Source organism: Neobacillus bataviensis, from assembly GCF_019969725.1.
On record NZ_JAHXYW010000016.1, the window covers coordinates 33,823 to 55,816 of the forward strand.

Genomic DNA, 21,994 nt, shown 5'->3' on the forward strand with positions numbered 1-21,994 from the left:
TGCAATGGTTCTCAAAGACATAAGTACATCAGTGCCCAAAAAGGATCATAAAGGGAAGGTATCGGGCCAGCTGCCCTATATTAGTGACGTGAAAGTGGAAAATATGGTGTATGGTGTTTTGGTTCGGTCGCCGATTGCTTATGGAAAAATCAAATCCATCCAATTACCAAACCTTCCTGAGGGTTATGAAGCGGTAGGCGCTGAGAAAATCCCCGGACCCAATTATGTGAAAATTATTCAAGAAGATCAGCCCATTTTTGCCAATGAGTGGGTCAATTATATTGGCGAGCCGATTTTCATGCTCGTTGGAAAAGAGCTAGATATCCTCTACCGTTTGTTAGATGAAGTGAAGATTGATTTTGAAGAACATCAAGCTGTCTATACATTAGATGAAGCAATCCAACAAAAATCGGCATCCGGGATCAATATGGCAAGCTATGAATTCGGAGAAAGCATAGAGACTATTGCTGCGATCGAGCAGGGAGCCTATCAAATTATCGAAGAAGAATATGATACGGGTTATCAGGAGCATGTTTATCTCGAGCCGCAAGGTATGCTCGCCATTTATAAGGAAGATGAAATTGTCGTCCAGGGATCCATGCAATGTCTTTATTATATAAAAAATGCATTGATAAGCGCGTTAGCCTGCGGTGACGATGAGGTCCGGGTGGTTCAAAGCCCGACCGGCGGAGGCTTTGGCGGCAAAGAAGAGTTTCCTTCGATGATGGCGTGCCACGTCGCCGTTGCGGCAAAAGCCGTCAAAAAATCGGTGATGCTCGTATTCGACCGGTCTGAGGATATGGTGGTGACGACGAAAAGGCATCCGGCCAAACTCACCTATCGAACGGCCCTTGATAAGGAAGGAAATATTTTGAGCATGTGTGTGGACATTTACCTCGATGGCGGAGCGAATGCAGGATTGAGCCAAGTCGTGCTGCAGCGTGCCTTAATAAACAGTGCTGGAGTGTATAATATTCCGCATTTCCATGCAAAAGGTTATGTTTTAAAAACCAATACCGTTCCGAACGGTGCCTTCAGAGGCTTTGGAGCCCCGCAAAGCTTTGCCGGAATCGAAAGCCATATCGGGCACCTTAGTAAACTAGGAAACTTCGAGCCGCTAGAATATAAACGAAAGTACCTCGTCAAGCAAGGAGACCCCACCATCACCAAAGGAATATTCCGAGATCCAATCTTAGTAGAAGATATGATTGAGGACCTGCTTAACGCGTCACAGTACAAAACGAAAAAAGCGGAGTTTCAGCGTCAGAATCAACAAAATCACCGTTATAAAAAAGGCATTGGAACTTCATTGTTCCTTCACGGCTGCGGATTTACAGGCAGCGGCGAAAGAGATCATATTAAAGCAACGGTCAAGCTAGTGAAATCAAAGGACGACCTGGTATGGCTAAAAATCTCCAATTCTGACATGGGACAAGGAATCTATACGACATTGAGTAAAATTGTCGCTAAAGAACTCGACCTTCCATACGAAAGAGTTTTGTACCCTGATCCCGATACAAAAGAGGTTCCAGACTCCGGACCGACCGTAGCCTCAAGAACGACGATGATTGTCGGAAAGTTGTTAGAACGGGCGGCAAAAAAACTGAAGGCACAATGGCAAAGTGGGGTAGAGCAGGAAGTCGTGGAGCATTATGTTCACCGTGAAATGATTCCATGGGACGAAAAAACCTTCACGGGAGATGCCTACCCGGCTTATTCCTGGGGCGTAAATATCGTGGAAGTAGAAGTAGATACGTTAACAGGAAATGTCAAGCTAGAAAAAGTATACGGCAATTATGAAGTAGGGAAGGTTATCGATGAACGGATTATGAAAGGCCAAATTGATGGTGGTCTGGCTCAAGGATTAGCGTATGGATATTTAGAAAAAATGTCATCAAAGAAAGGCAGAATCCAACAAAAAAGCATATCGGATTATGGACCGCCGACTGCAATGGATGTGGTGTCCATTGATAGCAAGGTCTTTGACAACCCGTATGCGGATGGTCCATACGGGGCGAAAGGCGCAGGGGAATTGACGTTAATCGGCGGCGCTCCAGCCGTCCAGGCCGCAATCGAGGATGCACTGCAAACTTCTTTTCAGCAAATTCCGATTACACCGGAAGTCATTATTGAAAGCCTTTGGAGGAAAGAAGGTGAAGGGGATTGATTAAATTTACCCTAAATGGAAGAGTCGTAGAAACGAACGCTCCTCCTAATGCAAGGTTACTAGATTTAATAAGGGATGAGTTTGAGTTAATCGGAACAAAGGAAGGCTGTGGGGAAGGGGAATGCGGGGCCTGCAGTGTGTTTGTAAATAACCTCCTGCAAAACAGCTGCCTAATTCCGATTGGTGCGATTGCCGGTGCCGATATTCAAACGATCGAAGGAATCATGGAAACGGAACAATTTAAGCTTTTAGATGAGAGCTACTCCAATGCCGGAGGAGTGCAATGCGGCTATTGCATTCCGGGGATGATCATGGCAAGTGCCGCTTTGTTATCGAACAATCCTCATCCTTCAGAGGCAGAAATTCGGGATGGCATTTCTGGAAATTTGTGCCGATGTACCGGCTACAATATGATCGTGGATGCGATTAATCTGGCAGCGAAAAAAGGTGACGGCCTATGGCAGAAAAAATAACCGCCTATCGCTTCGATCGTTTAGATCAAACCTTGAGCCAATTGAATCAAGAAGACTGTGCGATAATCGCCGGAGGCACCGATGTCATGGTTCTTCACAAAAGCCGGAGGGGCATACCACCGAAAATTCCTAAACCGATTGTTTTTATTGATCACCTTTCAGAATTAAAACAGGTGTATCACCTTTACAAGGATCTCCACATCGGAGCCTGCTGTACCTATAGTGAATTATTGGATCATCCATTAATTCCTGCTGCCTTAAAAAACGCCATTAAATCGATTGCGGCCCCGGCTATTCGGAATCGGGGAACCTTGGGAGGCAATATTTGCAACGCCTCCCCAGCCGGCGATACGCTGCCGCTTTTATATGTATATAATGCAAAGCTTAAGTTACGTTCTGTAAATGGTGATCGAATCGTTGCGATTAACGATTTTATTAAAGGGCCGCGAAGAGTGCAACGCGATCCAAATGAAATCGTTACGGAGATTATCCTTCCATCTGTATTAGAAGAAGATGCTCATGTCTTTTTTGAGAAAGTTGGCAACCGTAACGCAGATGCGATTGCAAAAGTAGGGTTTGCAGGCTATATCCGGATCAATGATGACCGAATCGAAGATGTTCGCTTCGCCTTCGGGGCGGTCGGACCCACGATGGTTCGTTCCCTAAATATCGAGAAGAAGCTGGTTGGAAAAACCATACCATTAGCCGATTCCGAAATCGCTCAGGTTGTGGCAGACTTCGATAAAATCATACGTCCAATCGACGATCAGCGCTCCACGGCCGTCTACAGAAAAACTGTCGCGTTAAATCTATTACGCTATTTTCTTAGCTCGAAGCAATATCAAACGAATTGATTTTTTCAAAAAAGGGGGAGGGCTATTCATGCTACTAATGGAAAAAGTGGCTTTGCTGACTCGTCAAAACGAAACCTTTGCTTTAGCTATGATAATTGAATCCAAGGGCTCGACTCCCAGGCATGTTGGTAAAATGATTGTATATCGGGATGGTACGATTGAAGGAACAGTCGGAGGGGGCTTGGCTGAACACTATATCATCCAAGAAAGTGTAAAGGCCATCCAAAATGGCCAATCGAAAATCGTTGAATACAAATTGAATCGACATGCAAAAGACGGAATTCAAATGAGTTGCGGGGGAACGTTACGGGTCTTTATTGAAGTCTATACAAGCAGGCCTGAACTCGTTCTGTGTGGGGCCGGTCATTTAGGCCATGCCTTGGCAAAGCTCGCTGATTTCCTCGAATTACCTTATTGCATTATCGATGACCGCGTTGATTTTTGTACGAAGGAGCGCTTTCCAAATGCGACAAACCTTTTTGTTGACAAAGATATAGAGAAGGCATTGCTTGCAGCTAATCTCAATGAAAAGTCATATGTAGTGATTGTGACCAAAGATGGTGATGATATTGTCTTGAAAACGGCACTGCAATTTCCAATTGCTTATGTGGGAATGGTCGCCAGTAAACGCAAGGTCATACACATTTTCAATAAATTAAAAAGCAAAGGGGTTAACGAGGAACAGCTGGATAGAGTCCATTCCCCAATCGGATTGGAAATGGGCGCAGAAACAACAGCAGAAATTGCTATCAGTATTATCGGGGAAATCATCCAGGTGAGCAAGGGGAAAAAGCCTTTGAAAGTGAAACAGTTAAATAGCTAAGTAGAACAAATGCATCTAATTAAGCCTCTTGTCCAATCGCCAACAGGAGGCTTGTTTTGTGTTGTGGTAGGAAAGTCATTGTGTTATTACTGCGGCTGCTCCCCCGGAACATTCACTTGGAGATAACTCCAAACTTATCTCTAATTTGCCCGTACAAGGGACTCCAATCCGTCTTATGAAGAGGCATGATAACTTGTCCTCCGTCTTTCAAAGCGGTGAAGATTTCTCTCGCGTAGTGTATTATTTTACTATTTAAATTCTATTAATTTAGATTATTTTTTGATATTATGAAGACCCTCCATTTTTCCCCCAATCACAATGATAAATTCGACAAAATTTATAACGTTTTTTTCTAAAAATACCCGAAAATTCTTTATTAATCGAGGTTTTATAACATTTATAAACAATAAATACTATAAATATAAGTTTATAGTTTCATGTATAATCCCCCAATTTACTCTTTTAAAAGATGCTTGTACATTTGTAGAAAGAGAACTATTGTCAGAAAAATATATTAATTGGGGAGATGTAAGAGAGAATGAAAAAGAAGTTTATAAAAAAAGCGATGACCCTTACATTGGGGGTAGGTTTAATTTCTAGCAGTCTATCTAATATGTATCTTAGTTTCCCATCTAAAGTACGTGCGGAGACGATATTACCTAAAAGCGGAACAGTATATAGTACAAAGGCTGAACAAATCTTGGCTTCTCTGACTAAAGAGCAGCGGGACGCATTGACAAAACTTCAAGTCACGGAAAGAAATGGACTACAAGGATTTGATGAAGAAGAATTAAAGAGCGATAATGAGATCTCTGTAATTGTCGAGTTTAAATCTAAACCTGAGAAAGTTGCAGTACTTGATGCTGCTATTAAAGGCAAGAACTTGACAGCAGAACAAGCGAAGAACAAGGTTGACCATGAGCACGCTACATTTGATGCTGATTTAAAGAAAATTTTTCCATCCAATCTAGAAAAGGCTGGAAAAAAGTCTTATGAAATAACACGTTCATATAAAACAACCTACAACGGTGTTTCTATGAAACTACCTGCGAACGAAGTAGAGACTCTTCTTCAAGCGGATGCTGTAAAAGCGGTTTATAAAAGTGTTACATTTACTATCGAACCGCCGATTAAATCAGAATCTAATGAAGAAGTAGAATCTACTAAAAGAATAGAGAGTATTCCATTTCTAGGTGTGGACAAGTTACATAAAGAAGGTATTACAGGAAAAGGTGTGAAGGTCGGAGTCATTGACACAGGTGTCGATTATCATCATCCTGATTTAAAAGCTGCTTTTAAGGGTGGATATGATTTCGTGGATAACGATTCAGATCCAATGGAAACGTCATACGATGATTGGAAAAAGTCTGGGAAGCCAGAGACTAACGAAGGTGGATCATCCTATTATACGAGTCATGGTACCCATGTTTCAGGTACGATTGCAGGGCGAGCAAAAAATACGAGCGGTGTAGCTGTAGCGGGAATTGCTCCTGATGCGGAATTATACGGATATCGTGCTTTAGGACCATATGGAACAGGCGAGCTAGATGATATCTTAGCTGCAATTGAAAAATCAGTTAAGGATGGGATGGATGTAATTAATCTTTCGTTAGGGGCCAATATAAATGATCCGCAATTCCCTACGAGTACTGCCATCAACTATGCTGTTCTTAATGGTGTGACAGCAGTTGTTGCTGCAGGTAATAGTGGACCTTATTCGTATACAGTTGGATCTCCCGGAGCAGCTGCATTGGCATTGACAGTGGGGGCAAGCAGTACTCCTATTCCGGTTGCAAAATATACAGGAGAACTAGATGGTGTATTAAACAAAACTTACGATTTAAGCAATCTCTATTCAAATTTTACATCAAATCTAAAATCATTTGAAAAACAGACTATAGAAATTGTTGATTTAGGTGTAGGAACAGCAGCAGATTACACGAATAAAGATGTTAATGGAAAAATAGTCTTAGTCAATACGGGTGGTATTGGAACGCAAACAAAAGTTATCTATGCAAAAGAACATGGAGCGCTTGCTGTATTAACGTACAATAATACACCAGGTGCAGCTCCTACAAGCTTTGTAAGAGAAGACCAAAATTTTATTCCTACTTTTACAATGACTTATGAACAAGGTGTGGACTTTAAAGCTCAACTTGCTGCTGGCAATAACAAATTGACTTTTAAAAATTATAAAGAAGAAAATACAGGAGGAGACGAGTTGGCTTGGTTTAGTTCTCGCGGACCTACACGAACTAATTATGATATAAAACCGGAAATCACAGCGCCAGGAGTGAGTGTCCTATCAAGCGTCCCTGCTTACACCATTTATAAAAATGATCAGTCTAATTACCAATTCGCTTATAACCGCATGTCCGGTACATCAATGGCTACTCCTCATGTAGCTGGAATTTCAGCTTTGTTACTACAGGTAAAGCCTAATCTTCAGCCAAGTGATATTAAAACGATTTTGATGAATACAGCTAAACCATTAGCAGGAAAGAATAGTGTATTTGACGTGGGAGCAGGTCGTGTAGATGCCTATCGTGCCGTCCACACAGGGATGGAGCTCCAAGTTCAAGATGAAACCCCAGTTCGCGTCAATGAAGAAAACTTTGTAATAAAAGAAGAGACAGGTGGACTTAGTTTCGGTAATCATTATGCAAACGAAGAAACATTTATTAATAAGTCTGTAAAAATGACAAACCTTGAAGATAAAATTAAAAAGTTTGATGTGGATGTTCAATTTCAAACAGATGCCAATGGATCATTAGATGCTAGTTATAATAATGTGACATTAGATATTCCAAAGGTTATTCCGGTTCAATCATTAAAAACAAAAAAAGTGCCTGTTTCCATAACTATACCAGCGACTGCAAAAGCCGGCATTTATGAAGGTTATATTACCATCACAAATCAAATCGACAAAAACGAACAATATCGGATTCCGTTTAGCGTTCGAACGATGGAAGAAGGAATAGAATCCACTTCCCTTTCTACAAATGTCCTTTCACCTTACCATTTACAAGTGCTTCCATTTAGTGCTAGTACTTGGAATCAAAGACTGACTTTCAGATTAAAATCTCCTATGAAATGGCTGGATGTCGTTTTGGTAGATGGAAAAACCGGAAAGGATCTTGGATTAATAGAGACGGTTTATACTGATGGTTTTTATGATAGTACAAATTATTATGTTGAAAGGATATTTGAAGGTAAATACAATGCGTTTACTGGAAACCCAGAAAAGCCAATCTCCACTCAACAAAGTTATGTAAAACCTGGATATTACCAAATTAAAGTTATTGGTACAAGTGAACGTGATCATATTTTTACAACTTATAATGACGTTTATGTTGACCCTAACAGACCAACGATGACAACATCTTTAGATGGAAATGAATCTCCTGTCTACGAGTATCTGCCGGGACAAAAAACGTTTCCGCTTCAAGTGAAGGTTATAGATGAAGAAGTAGAAAAGATGGTGGCATCCGGAATCAATGTAAATCAGTCTATCAACTCCGTCACTTATGCTATTAACGGTAGCACTAAGCCTGCCCTTCCAGTCGGGACAGATGGCACAATTAATTTTGATGTACCGATAACTGAAACCATCGCATGGAATCGATTTACAGTAAATGGAAATGACGGAGGGAAAAATCAGACTCCAAAGAAAAATTTCTACTTCGTTAAATTGGGTACTCCTTATGGATATTTGACGACTGATAAAACAGACGTAAAAATGGGAGAAACAGTATCCGCTACTCTCGTTTTAAATAACGTAGATAAGTTAAAAACGTCAGAATGGACTCTTTCTAACATCGGCCAAAACTTTGAGATTGTCGATGCAAAGGCGAATGAGGCACTTGCGAATTACGGTACATCCGTGGTGAATGTTGAAACGACTGGCAACACTTCAAAAGTGAAGCTGACTATGGATGGATCGAAAACAGTGAGCGGAAATATTTCTGCTATCGATTTGACATTGAAAGTGAAGGATGCAGCATTTGCAGTAAGCGCAGCTGTAAATCCAACAGTTGTGTACACGACTGACCTAGGGAATCGTATAACTATTTCTTCTGCGGGAATGGAATGGCAACTCCAGTCAACCTTTTCAGAATTAACTGGTTCAATAAGAGGAGCTGCAGTACTATTAAAAGATTATACAAAACTTGGTGCAACTATTCGAGTAATCGATGCGAATGGTACTGTATATGATGGAACATCGTCAATTGCTAGAGTTGGAGATTACCGTATTTCCAAATTACCGATTACGGATAAACCATTTACTTGGGAAATGAAATTGCCTGGACATTTTATGATGCAAAAACAAATTCAACTTGGGGTCGAGAAGAATGGAAGCATGTTGGGACAGCTTCGTCTATACTATACTGGTATGGCTGGAAACTTTTATGAGTTTGCTGTTCCTGGAGATGTGAATCAAGATAATGTGATCGATGTCCAGGATGCGATAGCAATCCAAAAGGCTTGGAATACAAATAACAGAGCGGCGGATATTAACTTCGACGGAATTGTTGATGCCAAGGATATACAGTTTGTTATAGATAACTATCTAAAACAAAACAGTGATGTTGATAATTCACCGGCACCTATGCAACAAGTTGATGAAAAGACCCTGCAGGATATTTTAAGAGAATTGCAAATTTCAGCTTAGCTTGTGGGGAACAATGGGCGTATAAACAATTTGAAAGAGAGGGAATTCTTATTAATAAGAATTCCTCTTTTTTTAGTAATTTATCACTCTGCATTTTCCATTTCCTACACGTAAACATGAAATTTCCCCCAAACACTTTATCTTCATTCAACCCAAAAGATAGGGGGAAAGGATTGAACAGGGAGTTGTGGAGATGGGAAAAGATTTATTTCAGGCTTTAATCAGAACAATAGATGGAATTGGAAATGGATTTAACGGTGCATATCTCCGCAAAACCACGATATATGACAGTGGTAAAACCTTAAAAAAACAAGATTAGATGGTTAAAAGGATTGAGGTTTTTTCATTTTGCTGGATTGTGTGAAGTAAAACTTAACGTGTCATTCGGAAACTCGATATTCTCGATATTATCCAGAAAAAGTATAATAGGCCTACAGGGGGCGGTTGTGATTCAATTCACATAGCTTTCTGTCACTAATTGTAATTATTATTTAATAATTTTCCGGTTCAGCGACAAAGAAAATGCAAAATAAAGATCAAATTTATCATATTGGCCACAATCATGTGGTCTTTTTTGTGTTCCCTCTAGTCTATATGACTTATTTTCTTCAAATATATTTATTAAAGTGTTTTATTGAAGGATTTATAAAGTTTATTTCCCCCAATTTTATTTTTTTGATTTTTAAAAATTTCGACAAAATTACAGGAATTTCCCTAGAAAACAACTGAAAACTCTATTGAAATAACTGATTTTTCATCTTCATTTATCAAAATAGGCCTAATGGACCATAGGCGAATCCCCCAATTTACTTTCCACTGCCTGCATGTACAATTTGAATTGTATATATTTTCAATAAAAGGAGCTGAGTTAATGACAAAGAGTAAATTAAAGGCTTTAAAGGTGATGACCACTGCAGCTGTAACCTCAATAATTTTATCTTCATTTACAGCTTTTGCAGAAACTAGTGAACCTTCAACAGGTTCACAGCAAGCACAATATACAGCTAACCAAACCAAAATAGATCAAGTATTAAAACAATTGACACCTGAACAACGTAGAGCGATTCAAGATTTAACGAACACTGAAACAACGGGACTTCAATTGTCCTCCACGACTGACTTAACAAGCGACCAAGAGATTTCTGTCATTATAGAGTTTAAAAATAGGCCTGCAAAAACGGCTGTTCAAATAGAAAAATATAATGGTAGAGAGCTTAGTCTAGAGGACGCAGAGAAATCTGTAGTAGAAGACCATACTACCTTCAAGCAAGACTTAGAAGCTTTAAAGATTAAAGGGAAAATAACTAGATCGTATACGCAAGTATATAACGGAGTTTCTATGACTCTTCCTGCAAACGAAGTAAAGAAATTATTAAAATCAAAAGCAGTAAAAAGTGTTTGGGAGAACCAAACAATTCAGTTGGATAGTACAACCGAGATCGCATCAGAAGGAACATCGGCGTACACGGGTAAGGATCCCCAAGAACTTATGGGTATCGATAAACTACATAAAGAAGGAATTACAGGGAAAGGAGTTAAAATCGGGGTATTGGATACAGGTATAGATTATAATCACCCTGATTTAAAGGATGCTTTTAAAGGTGGATATGATTTTGTTGATGATGATAATGACCCAATGGAAACGACTTATGAGGATTGGATAAATGCAGGGAAGCCTGAAAATGGTGGTCGCGCTTATTACACGGATCATGGAACGCATGTGTCTGGAATCATTGCTGGTCAGCAGAAAAATGATGCGATGTACTCGAAATTGGGCGTAGCACCAGATGCTGATTTACATGTGTATCGTGTGTTGGGTCCCTATGCATCAGGAACCGAAGAGAATATTATTGCAGGTGTTGAACAGGCTGTAAAAGATAAAATGGATATCATCAATATGTCTCTCGGAAATACTTATAATAGTCCTTTATCTCCAATTTCTGTTGCTGTCAATAATGCAGTTATATCAGGTGTGAATGCTATATTAGCGGCAGGAAATAGTGGAGGAGCCATGTATACAGTAGGTTCTCCAGCTGCTTCTCCATTGGCGATTACAGTAGGATCAACTAATACGGAAGTAGCTCTCCCTGGATTTTTTGGGACATTTAATACAACAAATAAACAAATTGCAGCTGAAATTCGTTATTGTACAACCGGATTTGGAATTGAATCCAGACTGCTTAAAGGTCAAACCATTGAGGTGGTTGATGCAAATTTCGGAACAATGGATGATTTCGCTAAAATAAATGTCAAAGACAAAATTGCCCTTATATCAACAGGAGGAGGCTTAACAGTTAGCCAGATGGTTGCCAATGCAAAAGAAAACGGCGCTAAAGCTATCTTCATCTTTGATAAGTTGGGCTCTGGATATATTACCGACAGACTCACAGAGATACCTGGCTATATTCCGGCTCAAATCATGTCAGGCGCGCAAGGAAAAGAAGTGAAAGAAGCCTTAAAAACAGGGCCAGCTTTCTTTACTTTCAATGAAATAAATGAAAAATATATGGCTTATGATGATACGATATCTTCCTTCAGCTCTCGCGGGCCAGTTTTAAATACGTACGATATCAAGCCGGAGGTTATGGCACCAGGCGGTACGATTATGTCCACTGTATCAGATCATTATCGCGGAAAAAATTATTTAGGAAATTATAAATATGCTTACGATAAGTTCTCTGGAACTTCTATGGCTACGCCACACGTTGTAGGTATAGCAGCCTTAATGCTACAAGCCAATCCAAAGCTTTCTCCTGAGGACGTAAAAAGTACTTTAATGAATACAGCAGATACGGTTAAAGGCAGTTATACTTACAGCGTGTATGAAGTTGGAGCAGGACGGGTTGATGCATACGAAGCTGTTCATGCTGTTTCTTCCTTCGAGGTACATGATGACACTTTCACCTTAAATGTAAACGATAAGGAAAGAAAGATGAAAGAAATTACAGGCGCATTGAGCTTTGGAACGTATTTTGCGAGTGAGAATGATATTACTGCAAATAAAGAAATTGAGATACAAAATAACAGCAGTCAAGAACAGACTTATGAAGTGAAAGTAAGCTACCAGACAACAAGAATGTCTAATGATGCCGTTCAAAACGGTGTAGTATTGGAAACAGCTCCTTCTGTGACATTGAAGGCAGGAGGAAAAGAAACCGTTTCTGCGGAAATCAAAGTTCCATCCACTGCGAAAAACGGCGGTTATGAAGGATATGTTACTTTTACAAATAAAGATAACGCAGATGATACCTATCAAATTCCATTTGCAATTCGGAAAGTAACTGAAGGTGTAAAATCTATCAATATCGCAAACACTTTGACGACTATCCAGGGAAGTGGAGGTACTAATGTTCTAGGAGGGAATTTTTCGTTAAATTCTCATATGAAATCGATTGATATGTTTTTAACAGATGCAAAATCAGGTGAAGAGCTTGGATTTATCGGAAATTTTGATGGGGCTTGGATCAGCGAGAATACGACAACAAGCTTTGCTTTTAATGGAAATTATTATCCGTTTACCGATGATAAAAAGAACCCAATTTCCTATGATACACAAATGGCAGAACCGGGTTCCTATAATCTAAAATTTGTCTTTACAGATTATCAAGGAAAAGAAACGATTATCGAAAAACCGTTTGTCATTGATAATGAGATGCCAGCTATCGAAACAGAAATGCAAGATGGAATAATTGAAATCGACCCTGCTTCACCAACGATTCAAATCAAGGGTAAAGTATATGATAAACAAATTGAAGATGCAGTGGCTCTCGGATTAGATGTAAAACAGGGCAATAACCGTCTTAATTATAAAACTGGCACCACACCTTATCCAATGACGCATACGGTAGATCAAATGGGGAACTTCAATTATACTACTACCTTACAAAACTACCAACAAGTTCTGCCTATCAGTTTTTACACTCAAGACAGAGCTGGTCTTTCTTCTATACAGAAGGAATTCATTTTTGTTAAAAAAGGAATGAACTATATTTCCACCATTCCTGATAAAAAACAAGTTAAAACCGGCGATGTAATCACTTTTACATCCAAAGCAAACAACAGCACAAGCTGGAAGGAAGCGAAATGGAACTATCAGTTCAACAAAGATTATCTTGCGATCGAATCAGTTGAAGTTCCAGAAGAGCTGAAAGATAAGGTTACATTGGTAACGACAGAAACTAGCAGTGGTCTATCAGTCTCACTTAAGACACTTTCAGGTACCATCCCAGCATCTGCAACACTTCCTTTATTACAAGTAAAAGCAAAAGTCAAAGAAGATAAGTTCATCGATACTTACGTTAATATGTCAGTAACAAATGCAATTTATACAGCTGAGAACGGCACAAATACAACTGCAGTTTCAGCTCATCCGTCTGTAAAAGTATGGCCAAAATATTCCCAGATAAATGGAGATATGAATGGGGAAGGAATCTATTATAGAGATGGATATGGGCAACTACTCACTATGTATGTCAACTATCTTGCATTAGGTGCGAAAGTAACCGTAAAGGACGAGCTGGGCAACACGTATGAAGGGAAAGTAACTGCCGATGCTAAGTTTACAGTGAACGGATTGCCTTCTGATCGTAAAAAATTAACATTACAGTTTGATGTACCAGGTCATTTTACAATCGAGAAATCATTCACAATCGGCCGTGAAGGTGGAATTGGGGAACAGCGATTGCTTTCTTTTAAATCAGCCAAAGCCGGCGATGTCAATAAAGACAGCTTGATTGATATTGATGACGCAGTTTATTTAAAAACCAATTGGAATACATCCGATCGCAGCGCGGACATCAACTTCGACGGAATCGTAGATATGAAAGATATGAATTATATCGTGAAAAACTATCAACTTGAAAATCCAACAGTGAAACCAGCTAAAACACCTAAAGAAAACGCAAATGGTAAAACGCTGGAGGAAATTATTAGTTCATTAAAGTAATTTATTACAAATTGTTTTTGTCAAAGATCAGATGTTCGGTACAGAAGGAGTTTTAATATATAATAATAGAGGTTCGCTTCCTCACATATGTGTCTGAGGAAAGTGTTTGGTAGGTTCATCATACTATGTATCCACGCTTTCCCAAGATTAAGAAACAAGAAAACTAAATTAAATTTCACAGATATGCTAAAAACGCCTTCAAAATAAATTTTGAAGGCGTTTTTTATATATTAATCTATTTAATAATTTTGCAAAAAAAATTCAATCTAAAAAGTACAAGTGAAACTTCAATAGATTTACTAGTTACCTTGTAGTGAAAAATGTTGAAATTACTCGAAAAAACCTTTTTTTTGTAAAAAGATTTTAATTTACAAAATTCTCCTAAGTTACCATAATTATGGTGTGATTGAAATGCAGTGTATGAGTTATCCGGAATTTCTTAAAAAATTGAACAATAATGAATTTAACCCGCTAAATGTTGATGATTGAAAGAGGTGATAAAAATGAAAAAAGAAAATGAAAACTCAAAGTCCTCTCAATTTCTCAAAACAGATGGAGGTAAAACAAAGTCCAATGGCATTGAGGTTCCTTCCATTTCTTTACCAAAAGGCGGAGGTGCCATTAAAGGAATTGATGAGAAGTTTTCTGTAAATGCGGTAAATGGAACTGCTACCTTTTCCATCCCCCTTCCGTTCTCTCAAACGAGGGGCGGCGCTTCCCCTTCTTTAAATTTAACTTATAATTCAGGCGGAGGAAATGGTATTTTCGGTTTGGGATGGACTTTAAGCCTGCCGAACATAAAACGCAAAACAGAAAAAGGTCTACCCCAATATCTTGATAATGTGGATTCGGATACTTTCCTTTTTTCAGAAGCTGAAGACCTTGTTCCGGAATTCACCAAAAAGGAAGATGGCAGTTTTCATATAGATATGGATGGGAATTACATCATCAAGGAAAAAGATTCCCCAGACGGCTTATTCACGATTAGGTTTTATAGACCTCGTATTGAAGGCCTATTTGCCAGAATTGAGAGGTGGTCGGGGAAAACATCACAAGAAATCAAATGGCGTGTCATTACAAAAGAGAATGTAACGACACTTTTTGGATGGAGTGTCGCTTCAAGAATTTCCGACCCAAAGGATGCTAATAAAATATTTGAATGGCTGCCTGAATTTGTCTTCGATGACAAGGGCAATTGCACGCATTTTATTTATAAGAAAGAAGATGGTAAAGGATGTAACACTTCGTTGTTGCACAATCGAAATCGCGTGGAAAACGGGAATATTACATACACCAATCTGTATTTAGAGAAGGTGCTTTACGGGAACAAAACACCATACAAAAAACTAAATGACGCCTATCCAAATGAAACAGATTTCCTGTTCCAAACGGTATTTGATTACGGAGAATATGACAGTAACCCCCCTTATACAAAAGTGAAGGAATGGGATTTTAGAACCGATGCCTTTTCAGAATATAAGGCAGGTTTTGAAATCAGGACCACAAGACTTTGCAGACGAGTATTACTGTTTCATTATTTTGCTGAACTTCCCGGCGGTTCGGCTTTAGTAAAATCCCTCAACCTAGGATACAACTCCGCAAGCAAAGCGGATTTTACCTTCTTAACCTCCATCACCGATAATGGATACATCAAGAAACCGGACGGGACATACACACATAAACACATGCCTCCTTTGGAGTTTGATTATCAGCAACATGATTGGAACAAAGATGTCAAGGCCATATCACCTGATGCTCTCATTCATGCACCTGCGGGATTGGAGGATCCGCTCTATCAATTCGTTGACTTATTCAACGAAGGTCTTTCAGGCATTCTGACCGAACAGGGAGAAGGCTGGTTTTTTAAACACAATTTGCGCGACGGAACGTTTGGACCGGCAAAGCTGGTGTCACCGAAACCTTCTTTTACAGGTCTAGGTTCACAGCTGCAATTAATGGATCTGGATGCGGATGGAAGCAAACAACTGGTCACTATGAACAGTGTACCAAAAGGATTTTTTGAATTGAGTGACACTGAACAGTGGCAGGCTTTCCGGACTTTTGAAAACATGCCCAATATCAATATGGAGGATCCCAATGTCCGGATGGTTGACCTTAATGGGGATGGAAAACCGGAGATTTTGATTTCTGAAGATCACGTGTTCACCTGGTATGATTCAGCGGGAAGAAAAGGATTTGAAAGTTCTCAGAAAATGTGTAAGCCCTTTGATGAAGAAACCGGTCCTAATCTCGTCTTCGCCGATCCGGAACAAACTGTCTTTTTGGCGGACATGTCCGGCGATGGCTTGACGGATATCGTCAGAATAAGAAATGGGGAGGTTTGCTATTGGCCAAACCTCGGTTACGGAAGATTCGGCCCTAAAGTGTGGATGGACCATGCTCCGGTTTTTGACCATCCTGATGCATTTAATCCATCGTACTTGCGTTTGTCCGATATTGACGGCTCAGGTACCACCGATTTGATTTATTTGGGAAAGAACAAATTTACCTGTTGGATGAATTTAAGCGGAAACGCGTTCGACCCGACGCCATTTGAAATCGATCTCTTCCCGGAAATTCATCATGATTCCAACATCACGGTCAACGATTTGCTGGGCAACGGCGTTGCCTGTATCGTCTGGTCAAGCACTCTTGCCAAGGATGCCTATTCGCCAATGAAATACATAGACCTGATGGGCGGAAAAAAACCCCACATCATGATTTCCTACAAAAACAATCTTGGCAAAGAGGTCCATCTGGAGTATACTCCCTCGACTAAATTCTACATCGAAGACAAGCTCGCAGGCAGACCGTGGGTTACCAAGCTGCATTTTCCAGTACACTGTATTTCAAAAACGGAAACAATCGATAAAATTTCGGGTTACAGGTTTGTCAGTTCCTATCGGTACCGTCACGGCTATTATGATCATGCCGAAAGAGAATTCAGGGGTTTTGGCATGGCAGAACAAATGGATACCGAAGATTTTGAACAATGGGCCAAGAGCGATGCGAGCAATATCGTGGACAAAAATCTGCATCAGGAACCGGTTGTTACAAAAAGATGGTTTCATACTGGAGCCTTCGTCGGCAGGGAAAATCTTCTTAATCCGTTTGCTCATGAATATTGGTATGAGGAAATGGCAAGGCAGGGCTTTGATGATGTTTCCAACTATGAAGCTAATTTACCCGATGCCCAGATCATTGCCGCACCGGGATTGTCACCAGCCTTGATCGATCATCTCAACGCTCAGGAATGGAGGGAGGCTTTGCGTGCATGCAAAGGCCAGGGCTTGCGTTCAGAAACGTTTGCTCTCGATTCCCCGATACTAGGAGCGAAATCTGACCAAATAAAAAAACAACTCACACCCTATTCCGTAGCAACGCATAATTGCATAATCGAACTGCTTCAGCCAAAAGGGCAAAACAAGCATGCCATTTTTGTCGTTAAAGAACGAGAAGCCATCAACTATAGCTACGAGCGGAACACTGAGGACCCACGCATTACACATACTCTTAACATCAAACTAGATGAATATGGGAATGTGTTAGAATCAGCCACGGTGGTTTATCCGAGAATCAAAGCGGATCGTTCCTTGCCCATCGAAACACAGGAAGTTCAGAGCAAAACACTGATTACCTATATGCATGGAAGCTTCACCAACGATATTGATACTCCGTCTTCATACAGACTAAGACTACCTGCAGAAGTGAAGACTTACGAGTTAAAGAATGTTGCAAAAAGCAAGCAATTCTATTCCGTGAATGATTTCGAGAATGTTCTTGCGGCTGCGGTTGAAGTGGATTACCATCTAACGGACCATCAACCTGTACAAGATACTTCTCAGAAAAGATTGATTGAACATACACGCACCCTCTATCGAAGCAGCAATGCCAAGGATGCCCTTCCTTTATATAGGCTGGCAGAATTGGCGCTTCCGTATGAAAGCTATCAATTAGCCTACACGCCGGCTCTTATAAACGATATTTTTGACGTAAAGGTTGACGAAAGCTTGATGCTGGAGGGCAAATTCACACGCCTTGAAGGCAGTGACTGTTGGTGGATCCGAACGGGGACCGTCCAATTTATCGACATTGGGGAGGACGAAGCCGACGCTCAAAACCGTTTTTATGTTCCTGTTTCCTATACGGATGCTTACGATGCCGAGACAAAGTTAAAATACGATACCAATTATCTATTCATCGTAGAAACCGAGGACTCTTTAGGGAATAAAACAACGGTGGACCTTTTTAATTACAGAACGCTTAAACCACAACGGATGAAAGACCCGAATCACAATATTTTTGAAGTAATCGAGGATGAATTGGGCTTGGTCAAAGCTATGGCGGTATACGGAAAAGGAAATGAAGCTGACGACCTTCTTGGCTTGTATGAGTTTACTTCTCCAACTGAAGACGAACTGGTTCATGATTTCTTCCATTCGACAGCTTCCGACGTGTTGGTTGCGAATGGAAAAGAATTACTGAACCATGCTACGGCAAGATTCGTTTATGACTTCTTCGCATACCGAAATTTGGGCAAACCGGCGGTTGTCGCCTCCATTGCAAGGGAGGAGCATTTCAAGATAATCAACGATTCGCCCGTGCAGATCAGCTTTGAATATTCCAATGGCCTCGGACAAGTCGTGATGAAGAAATCTCAGGCAGAACCGGGGCCAGCAATGCAAGTGGTAGTGCACTCCGACGATTCCTACACTGTTTCCAATATTGATACTTCCAAGCTGAGCCAGAAGCAGCTAAGATGGATCGGCAGCGGAAGGACTGTATTCAACAACAAAGGCAATGCCATCAAACAATACGAACCATACTTTTCGGTCACGCACAGCTACGAAGATCAGAAGGAATTGGTGGAAATCGGGGTTACCCCCATTATGTATTACGATGCACCAGGAAGGCTCATTAGGACCAAAATGCCCGACGGTACTTTGTCTCGCACGGAATTCGATTCATGGAAACAAGCCGTATACGACCAAAATGATACGGTATTGGAGTCGACTTGGTATTCCAAACGCATCAATCGCCTGATCGATGCGGAGCTCATTGCGGAAGGCAAGGACCCGGAGCGGGAAAAAGCGGCGGCTGATAAAGCTGCTAGGCATGCCGGATCTCCGAATGTTCTGCATTTAGATACGCTCGGCAGACCTGTTTTGTTGATTGAACATAATAAAGATTTGACAACCAATGATGATGAATTTTACCTGACTATTGTCGAACTCGATATCGAAGGCAATCTGCGCAAGCTGACTGACGCACGCGGAAACGTCGTGATGCAGTATAAATACGATATGCTGGGCAACAAGGTGTATCAGCAAAGCATAGATGCCGGTAAGCGGTGGTTGCTGCAGAATATTTTGGGTATCTCACTGCGGTCCTGGGATGAACGGAACCACGAATTTCAATATTTTTACGATATTCTGCATCGGCCGACACACAGTAAGGTTATTGGCGGTGATGGAGATCAACCTCTTAACCATATATTTGAGCGGATCTTTTACGGAGAAGGTGAGGCAGATCCCGAACGAAATAACCTTAGGGGACAGGTAATCAGGCATTATGATACTGGAGGGGTTGTGGAAATGCCTGAATATGATTTTAAAGGGCAGCCAAAATCCACTACCCGTAAGCTATTCAATAATTATAAAGCCGTAACCAACTGGATAGACACTAACTTAGTAACAGATCTTGAATCCGAAAGCTTTACCTTTATTACCGAGAAAGATGCACTTGGAAGAATTACGAAACAAATTGCACCGGATGGGAGCGTTATCACTTCGACGTACAACGAAGCGGGACTGCTTAATGGCACAAGCGTCACTCATTCGGGATCAACTGTTGCTTCTGTTTATATTAAGGACATTCAATACAACGAAAAAGGCCAAAGAAATGAAATTATTTATGGCAACGATGTAATTGAGAGATTTTATTATGACAAGGAAACTTTCCAGATGAGAAGGATTGAAACCAAACGCAGCAATAATGATCCGCTGCAGGATTGGAATTACACATTTGATCCTGTAGGAAATCTTACTCATATCGAAGACAAAAACATTCCTGTTGTGTTCTTTGACAATCAGAAAGTTACCGGGGTCACCACCTATACTTACGATGCCCTTTATCGTCTGGCGGAGGCAACAGGCAGAGAAAACAATACACTTTTGACTTTTGACAGTAAAGACAATTGGAACGACGCCCCCTTCAAGCGGCAAGTACACCCCGGTGATCCGATGGCAATGCGGAATTACACTCAAAGTTACAGCTACGACGCAATCGGCAATATCCTGAAAATGCGCCATCAAGCATCTGGAAACAACTGGACAAGGGATTATACCTACCAGGCTTCGAATAATCGTTTGTCCAGCACAGTAATCGGTGCAACTACTTACAGCTACTCGCACCATCCGCGACATGGCTTTATAACCGCCATGCCCCATTTGCAAGACATGGGGTGGAACTTTAAAGAAGAACTTGTAAGAACCGTCCGCCAGAGGAGAACGGACGGAGGTATGCCGGAAACTACCTACTACCAATATGACGGGAAAGGGCAGCGGATCAGAAAAATCACTGAGAATCAGGCAGATGCAGGTGATATTCCAAGCAAAAAAGACGAGCGTATCTATATCGCCGGATATGAGCTCTACAAACAGCACAGCGGTACGGAAGCGGGATTGGTACACACTACCTTGAGTCTGATAGACAACGGGCATCGCTTTGTCATGATTGAGAAGGAAACTAAGCCTAATGTTATTACCTCCGACCAAACCGTACGCTATCTGCTGCACAATCATCTTGGTTCGGCTGCGCTGGAGCTGGATGAATCAGCACAGGTCATCAGCTACGAAGAATACCATCCGTACGGAACTACCGCCTACCAGGCTAAAAACTCAACCATCCAATGTGCCGCAAAGCGGTATCGGTATACAGGGATGGAGCGGGATGAAGAAAGCGGATTAGAATATCATAGCGCGAGGTATTATCTTCCTTGGTTAGGAAGATGGTGCAGTGCTGATCCCGCAGGGTTGAAAGATGGTCCATGCCTTTACGAATATGGGAATGGCAATCCAATCCGATATTGGGATTTGACGGGATTACAAGGTGAGGAGGCCGGAAACTTTTCACAACACCGCACACCTGGTAGATCGGACGAATATGAACTGAGAATGGATATTGATGAACCCCTGCCTGTAGGCGAAAAGGGATTATCTACTTCAGAAGCAAGAACGCGAGCTTTGGATGTGAATAATAGACAGTTTTTGGATTCAATTACAAATCGAAACACCAAATATTTAGGTATCGATTCCCGAATCACATCGTTACCAATTCGGGATCCGATGTCTGTTAATGATAATCCCTCAGCGTTGTTAACACGACGCTTTGGGGAAGTTAAGGAGCTCCGGGAGATCTTTAATGAAGCGGTCTCCAGTATTAAAAATCCAAATCAATACAAGCCGACGGGCCTGAAAAACAAAATCAATAAAGGCATGTGGGAAATTATTAAGACGGGAGATAGTCAGGCAGCAAAAGACGTTCGAGCGGCTTTAGAACGGTTAGGATTCAGGAATATTCCGGGGCGTGGATACGTTCTTCAACCATCCTCCCCAACGGCACGTATTGCCGTGGAACCGGGACCTACTGTTTTACCTGGAAGGCCGGTACAGCAGCCTGACGCAAGAGACTCTGTTGTACCTGGAAGGCCGATACAGCAGCCGGACACAGGAGATTCTGTTTTACCTGGAAGGCCGATACAGCAGCCTGACGCAAGAGACTCTGTTGTACCTGGAAGGCCGATACAGCAGCAGGACGCAAGAGACTCTGTTTTACCTGGAAGACCGATTGAAGAGCATGATGCAAGAAATTCTATTGTCACAAGAGAGTCAACAACAACAACAACAACAACAACATCCTCAACTTCAAGTTCAAATAGAGCATTCTGGGGTACTGTTATTGTCGTTGGGGGAGTAGCAGCATTGGCTTTAGCTGTAGATATTTTATGTCCACCACTTGCTTTGCGTCATTTAGCTGGAAGTCCTTAACATTGAGATTCT

8 protein-coding genes and 1 pseudogene are annotated in these 21,994 nt (G+C 41.0%); 8 read left to right on the plus strand and 1 reads right to left on the minus strand.

Annotated features, from left to right (window positions below; translation table 11 throughout):
* Nucleotides 1–4: 4 nt before the first annotated feature.
* From LC455_RS26910 to LC455_RS26925, 4 genes are read left to right on the plus strand one after another with little or no spacing between them, the layout of a single operon-like run.
* Complete coding sequence (locus tag LC455_RS26910; protein ID WP_223595649.1) at nt 5–2,167, plus strand: xanthine dehydrogenase family protein molybdopterin-binding subunit; 2,163 nt, start codon at nt 5–7, stop codon at nt 2,165–2,167.
* Entirely contained in the window at nt 2,164–2,640 is a 477-nt protein-coding gene (locus LC455_RS26915) for a (2Fe-2S)-binding protein (protein WP_223595651.1), read from the plus strand. The genes LC455_RS26910 and LC455_RS26915 overlap by 4 nt, the downstream gene beginning before the upstream one ends.
* A complete protein-coding gene (locus tag LC455_RS26920; RefSeq protein WP_223595653.1) occupies nt 2,625–3,494 on the plus strand; it encodes an FAD binding domain-containing protein in 870 nt (289 codons plus the stop codon). Before LC455_RS26915 ends, LC455_RS26920 begins: the two co-directional genes overlap by 16 nt.
* A 28-nt stretch (nt 3,495–3,522) precedes the next feature.
* Complete coding sequence (locus LC455_RS26925) at nt 3,523–4,317, plus strand: XdhC family protein (protein WP_223595655.1); 795 nt, start codon at nt 3,523–3,525, stop codon at nt 4,315–4,317.
* A gap of 86 nt (nt 4,318–4,403) precedes the next feature.
* Here the strand turns inward: LC455_RS26925 and LC455_RS26930 are convergent.
* Nucleotides 4,404–4,549, minus strand: a pseudogene (locus LC455_RS26930) (VOC family protein); the annotation flags it as partial.
* Between the two features lie 306 nt (nt 4,550–4,855).
* Here LC455_RS26930 and LC455_RS26935 point away from each other — a divergent pair.
* From LC455_RS26935 to LC455_RS31805, 4 genes are all read left to right on the plus strand, one after another.
* Nucleotides 4,856–8,989 carry a S8 family serine peptidase gene (locus tag LC455_RS26935; RefSeq protein ID WP_223595657.1) on the plus strand — a complete coding sequence of 1,378 codons (4,134 nt, stop codon included), beginning with the start codon at nt 4,856–4,858 and terminating at the stop codon, nt 8,987–8,989.
* 193 nt (nt 8,990–9,182) lie between these two features.
* Nucleotides 9,183–9,308 (plus strand): hypothetical protein, encoded by a 126-nt coding sequence (locus LC455_RS31590; RefSeq protein WP_263297930.1) that lies wholly within the window; start codon nt 9,183–9,185, stop codon nt 9,306–9,308.
* Nucleotides 9,309–9,860: 552 nt separating this feature from the next.
* Complete coding sequence (locus tag LC455_RS26940) at nt 9,861–13,934, plus strand: S8 family serine peptidase (protein ID WP_223595659.1); 4,074 nt, start codon at nt 9,861–9,863, stop codon at nt 13,932–13,934.
* 503 nt (nt 13,935–14,437) lie between these two features.
* Nucleotides 14,438–21,982 carry a SpvB/TcaC N-terminal domain-containing protein gene (locus LC455_RS31805; RefSeq protein ID WP_317851486.1) on the plus strand — a complete coding sequence of 2,515 codons (7,545 nt, stop codon included), beginning with the start codon at nt 14,438–14,440 and terminating at the stop codon, nt 21,980–21,982.
* The last annotated feature ends 12 nt before the right edge of the window (nt 21,983–21,994 follow it).

Coding starts and splice junctions, on each gene's coding strand:
- LC455_RS26920 (WP_223595653.1), top strand. CDS start 2,625: ATGGCAGAAAAAATAACCGCCTATCGCTTCGATCGTTTAGATCAAACC.
- LC455_RS26935 (WP_223595657.1), top strand. CDS start 4,856: ATGAAAAAGAAGTTTATAAAAAAAGCGATGACCCTTACATTGGGGGTA.
- LC455_RS26910 (WP_223595649.1), top strand. CDS start 5: ATGGTTCTCAAAGACATAAGTACATCAGTGCCCAAAAAGGATCATAAA.
- LC455_RS26940 (WP_223595659.1), top strand. CDS start 9,861: ATGACAAAGAGTAAATTAAAGGCTTTAAAGGTGATGACCACTGCAGCT.
- LC455_RS31805 (WP_317851486.1), top strand. CDS start 14,438: ATGAAAAAAGAAAATGAAAACTCAAAGTCCTCTCAATTTCTCAAAACA.
- LC455_RS26925 (WP_223595655.1), top strand. CDS start 3,523: ATGCTACTAATGGAAAAAGTGGCTTTGCTGACTCGTCAAAACGAAACC.
- LC455_RS31590 (WP_263297930.1), top strand. CDS start 9,183: ATGGGAAAAGATTTATTTCAGGCTTTAATCAGAACAATAGATGGAATT.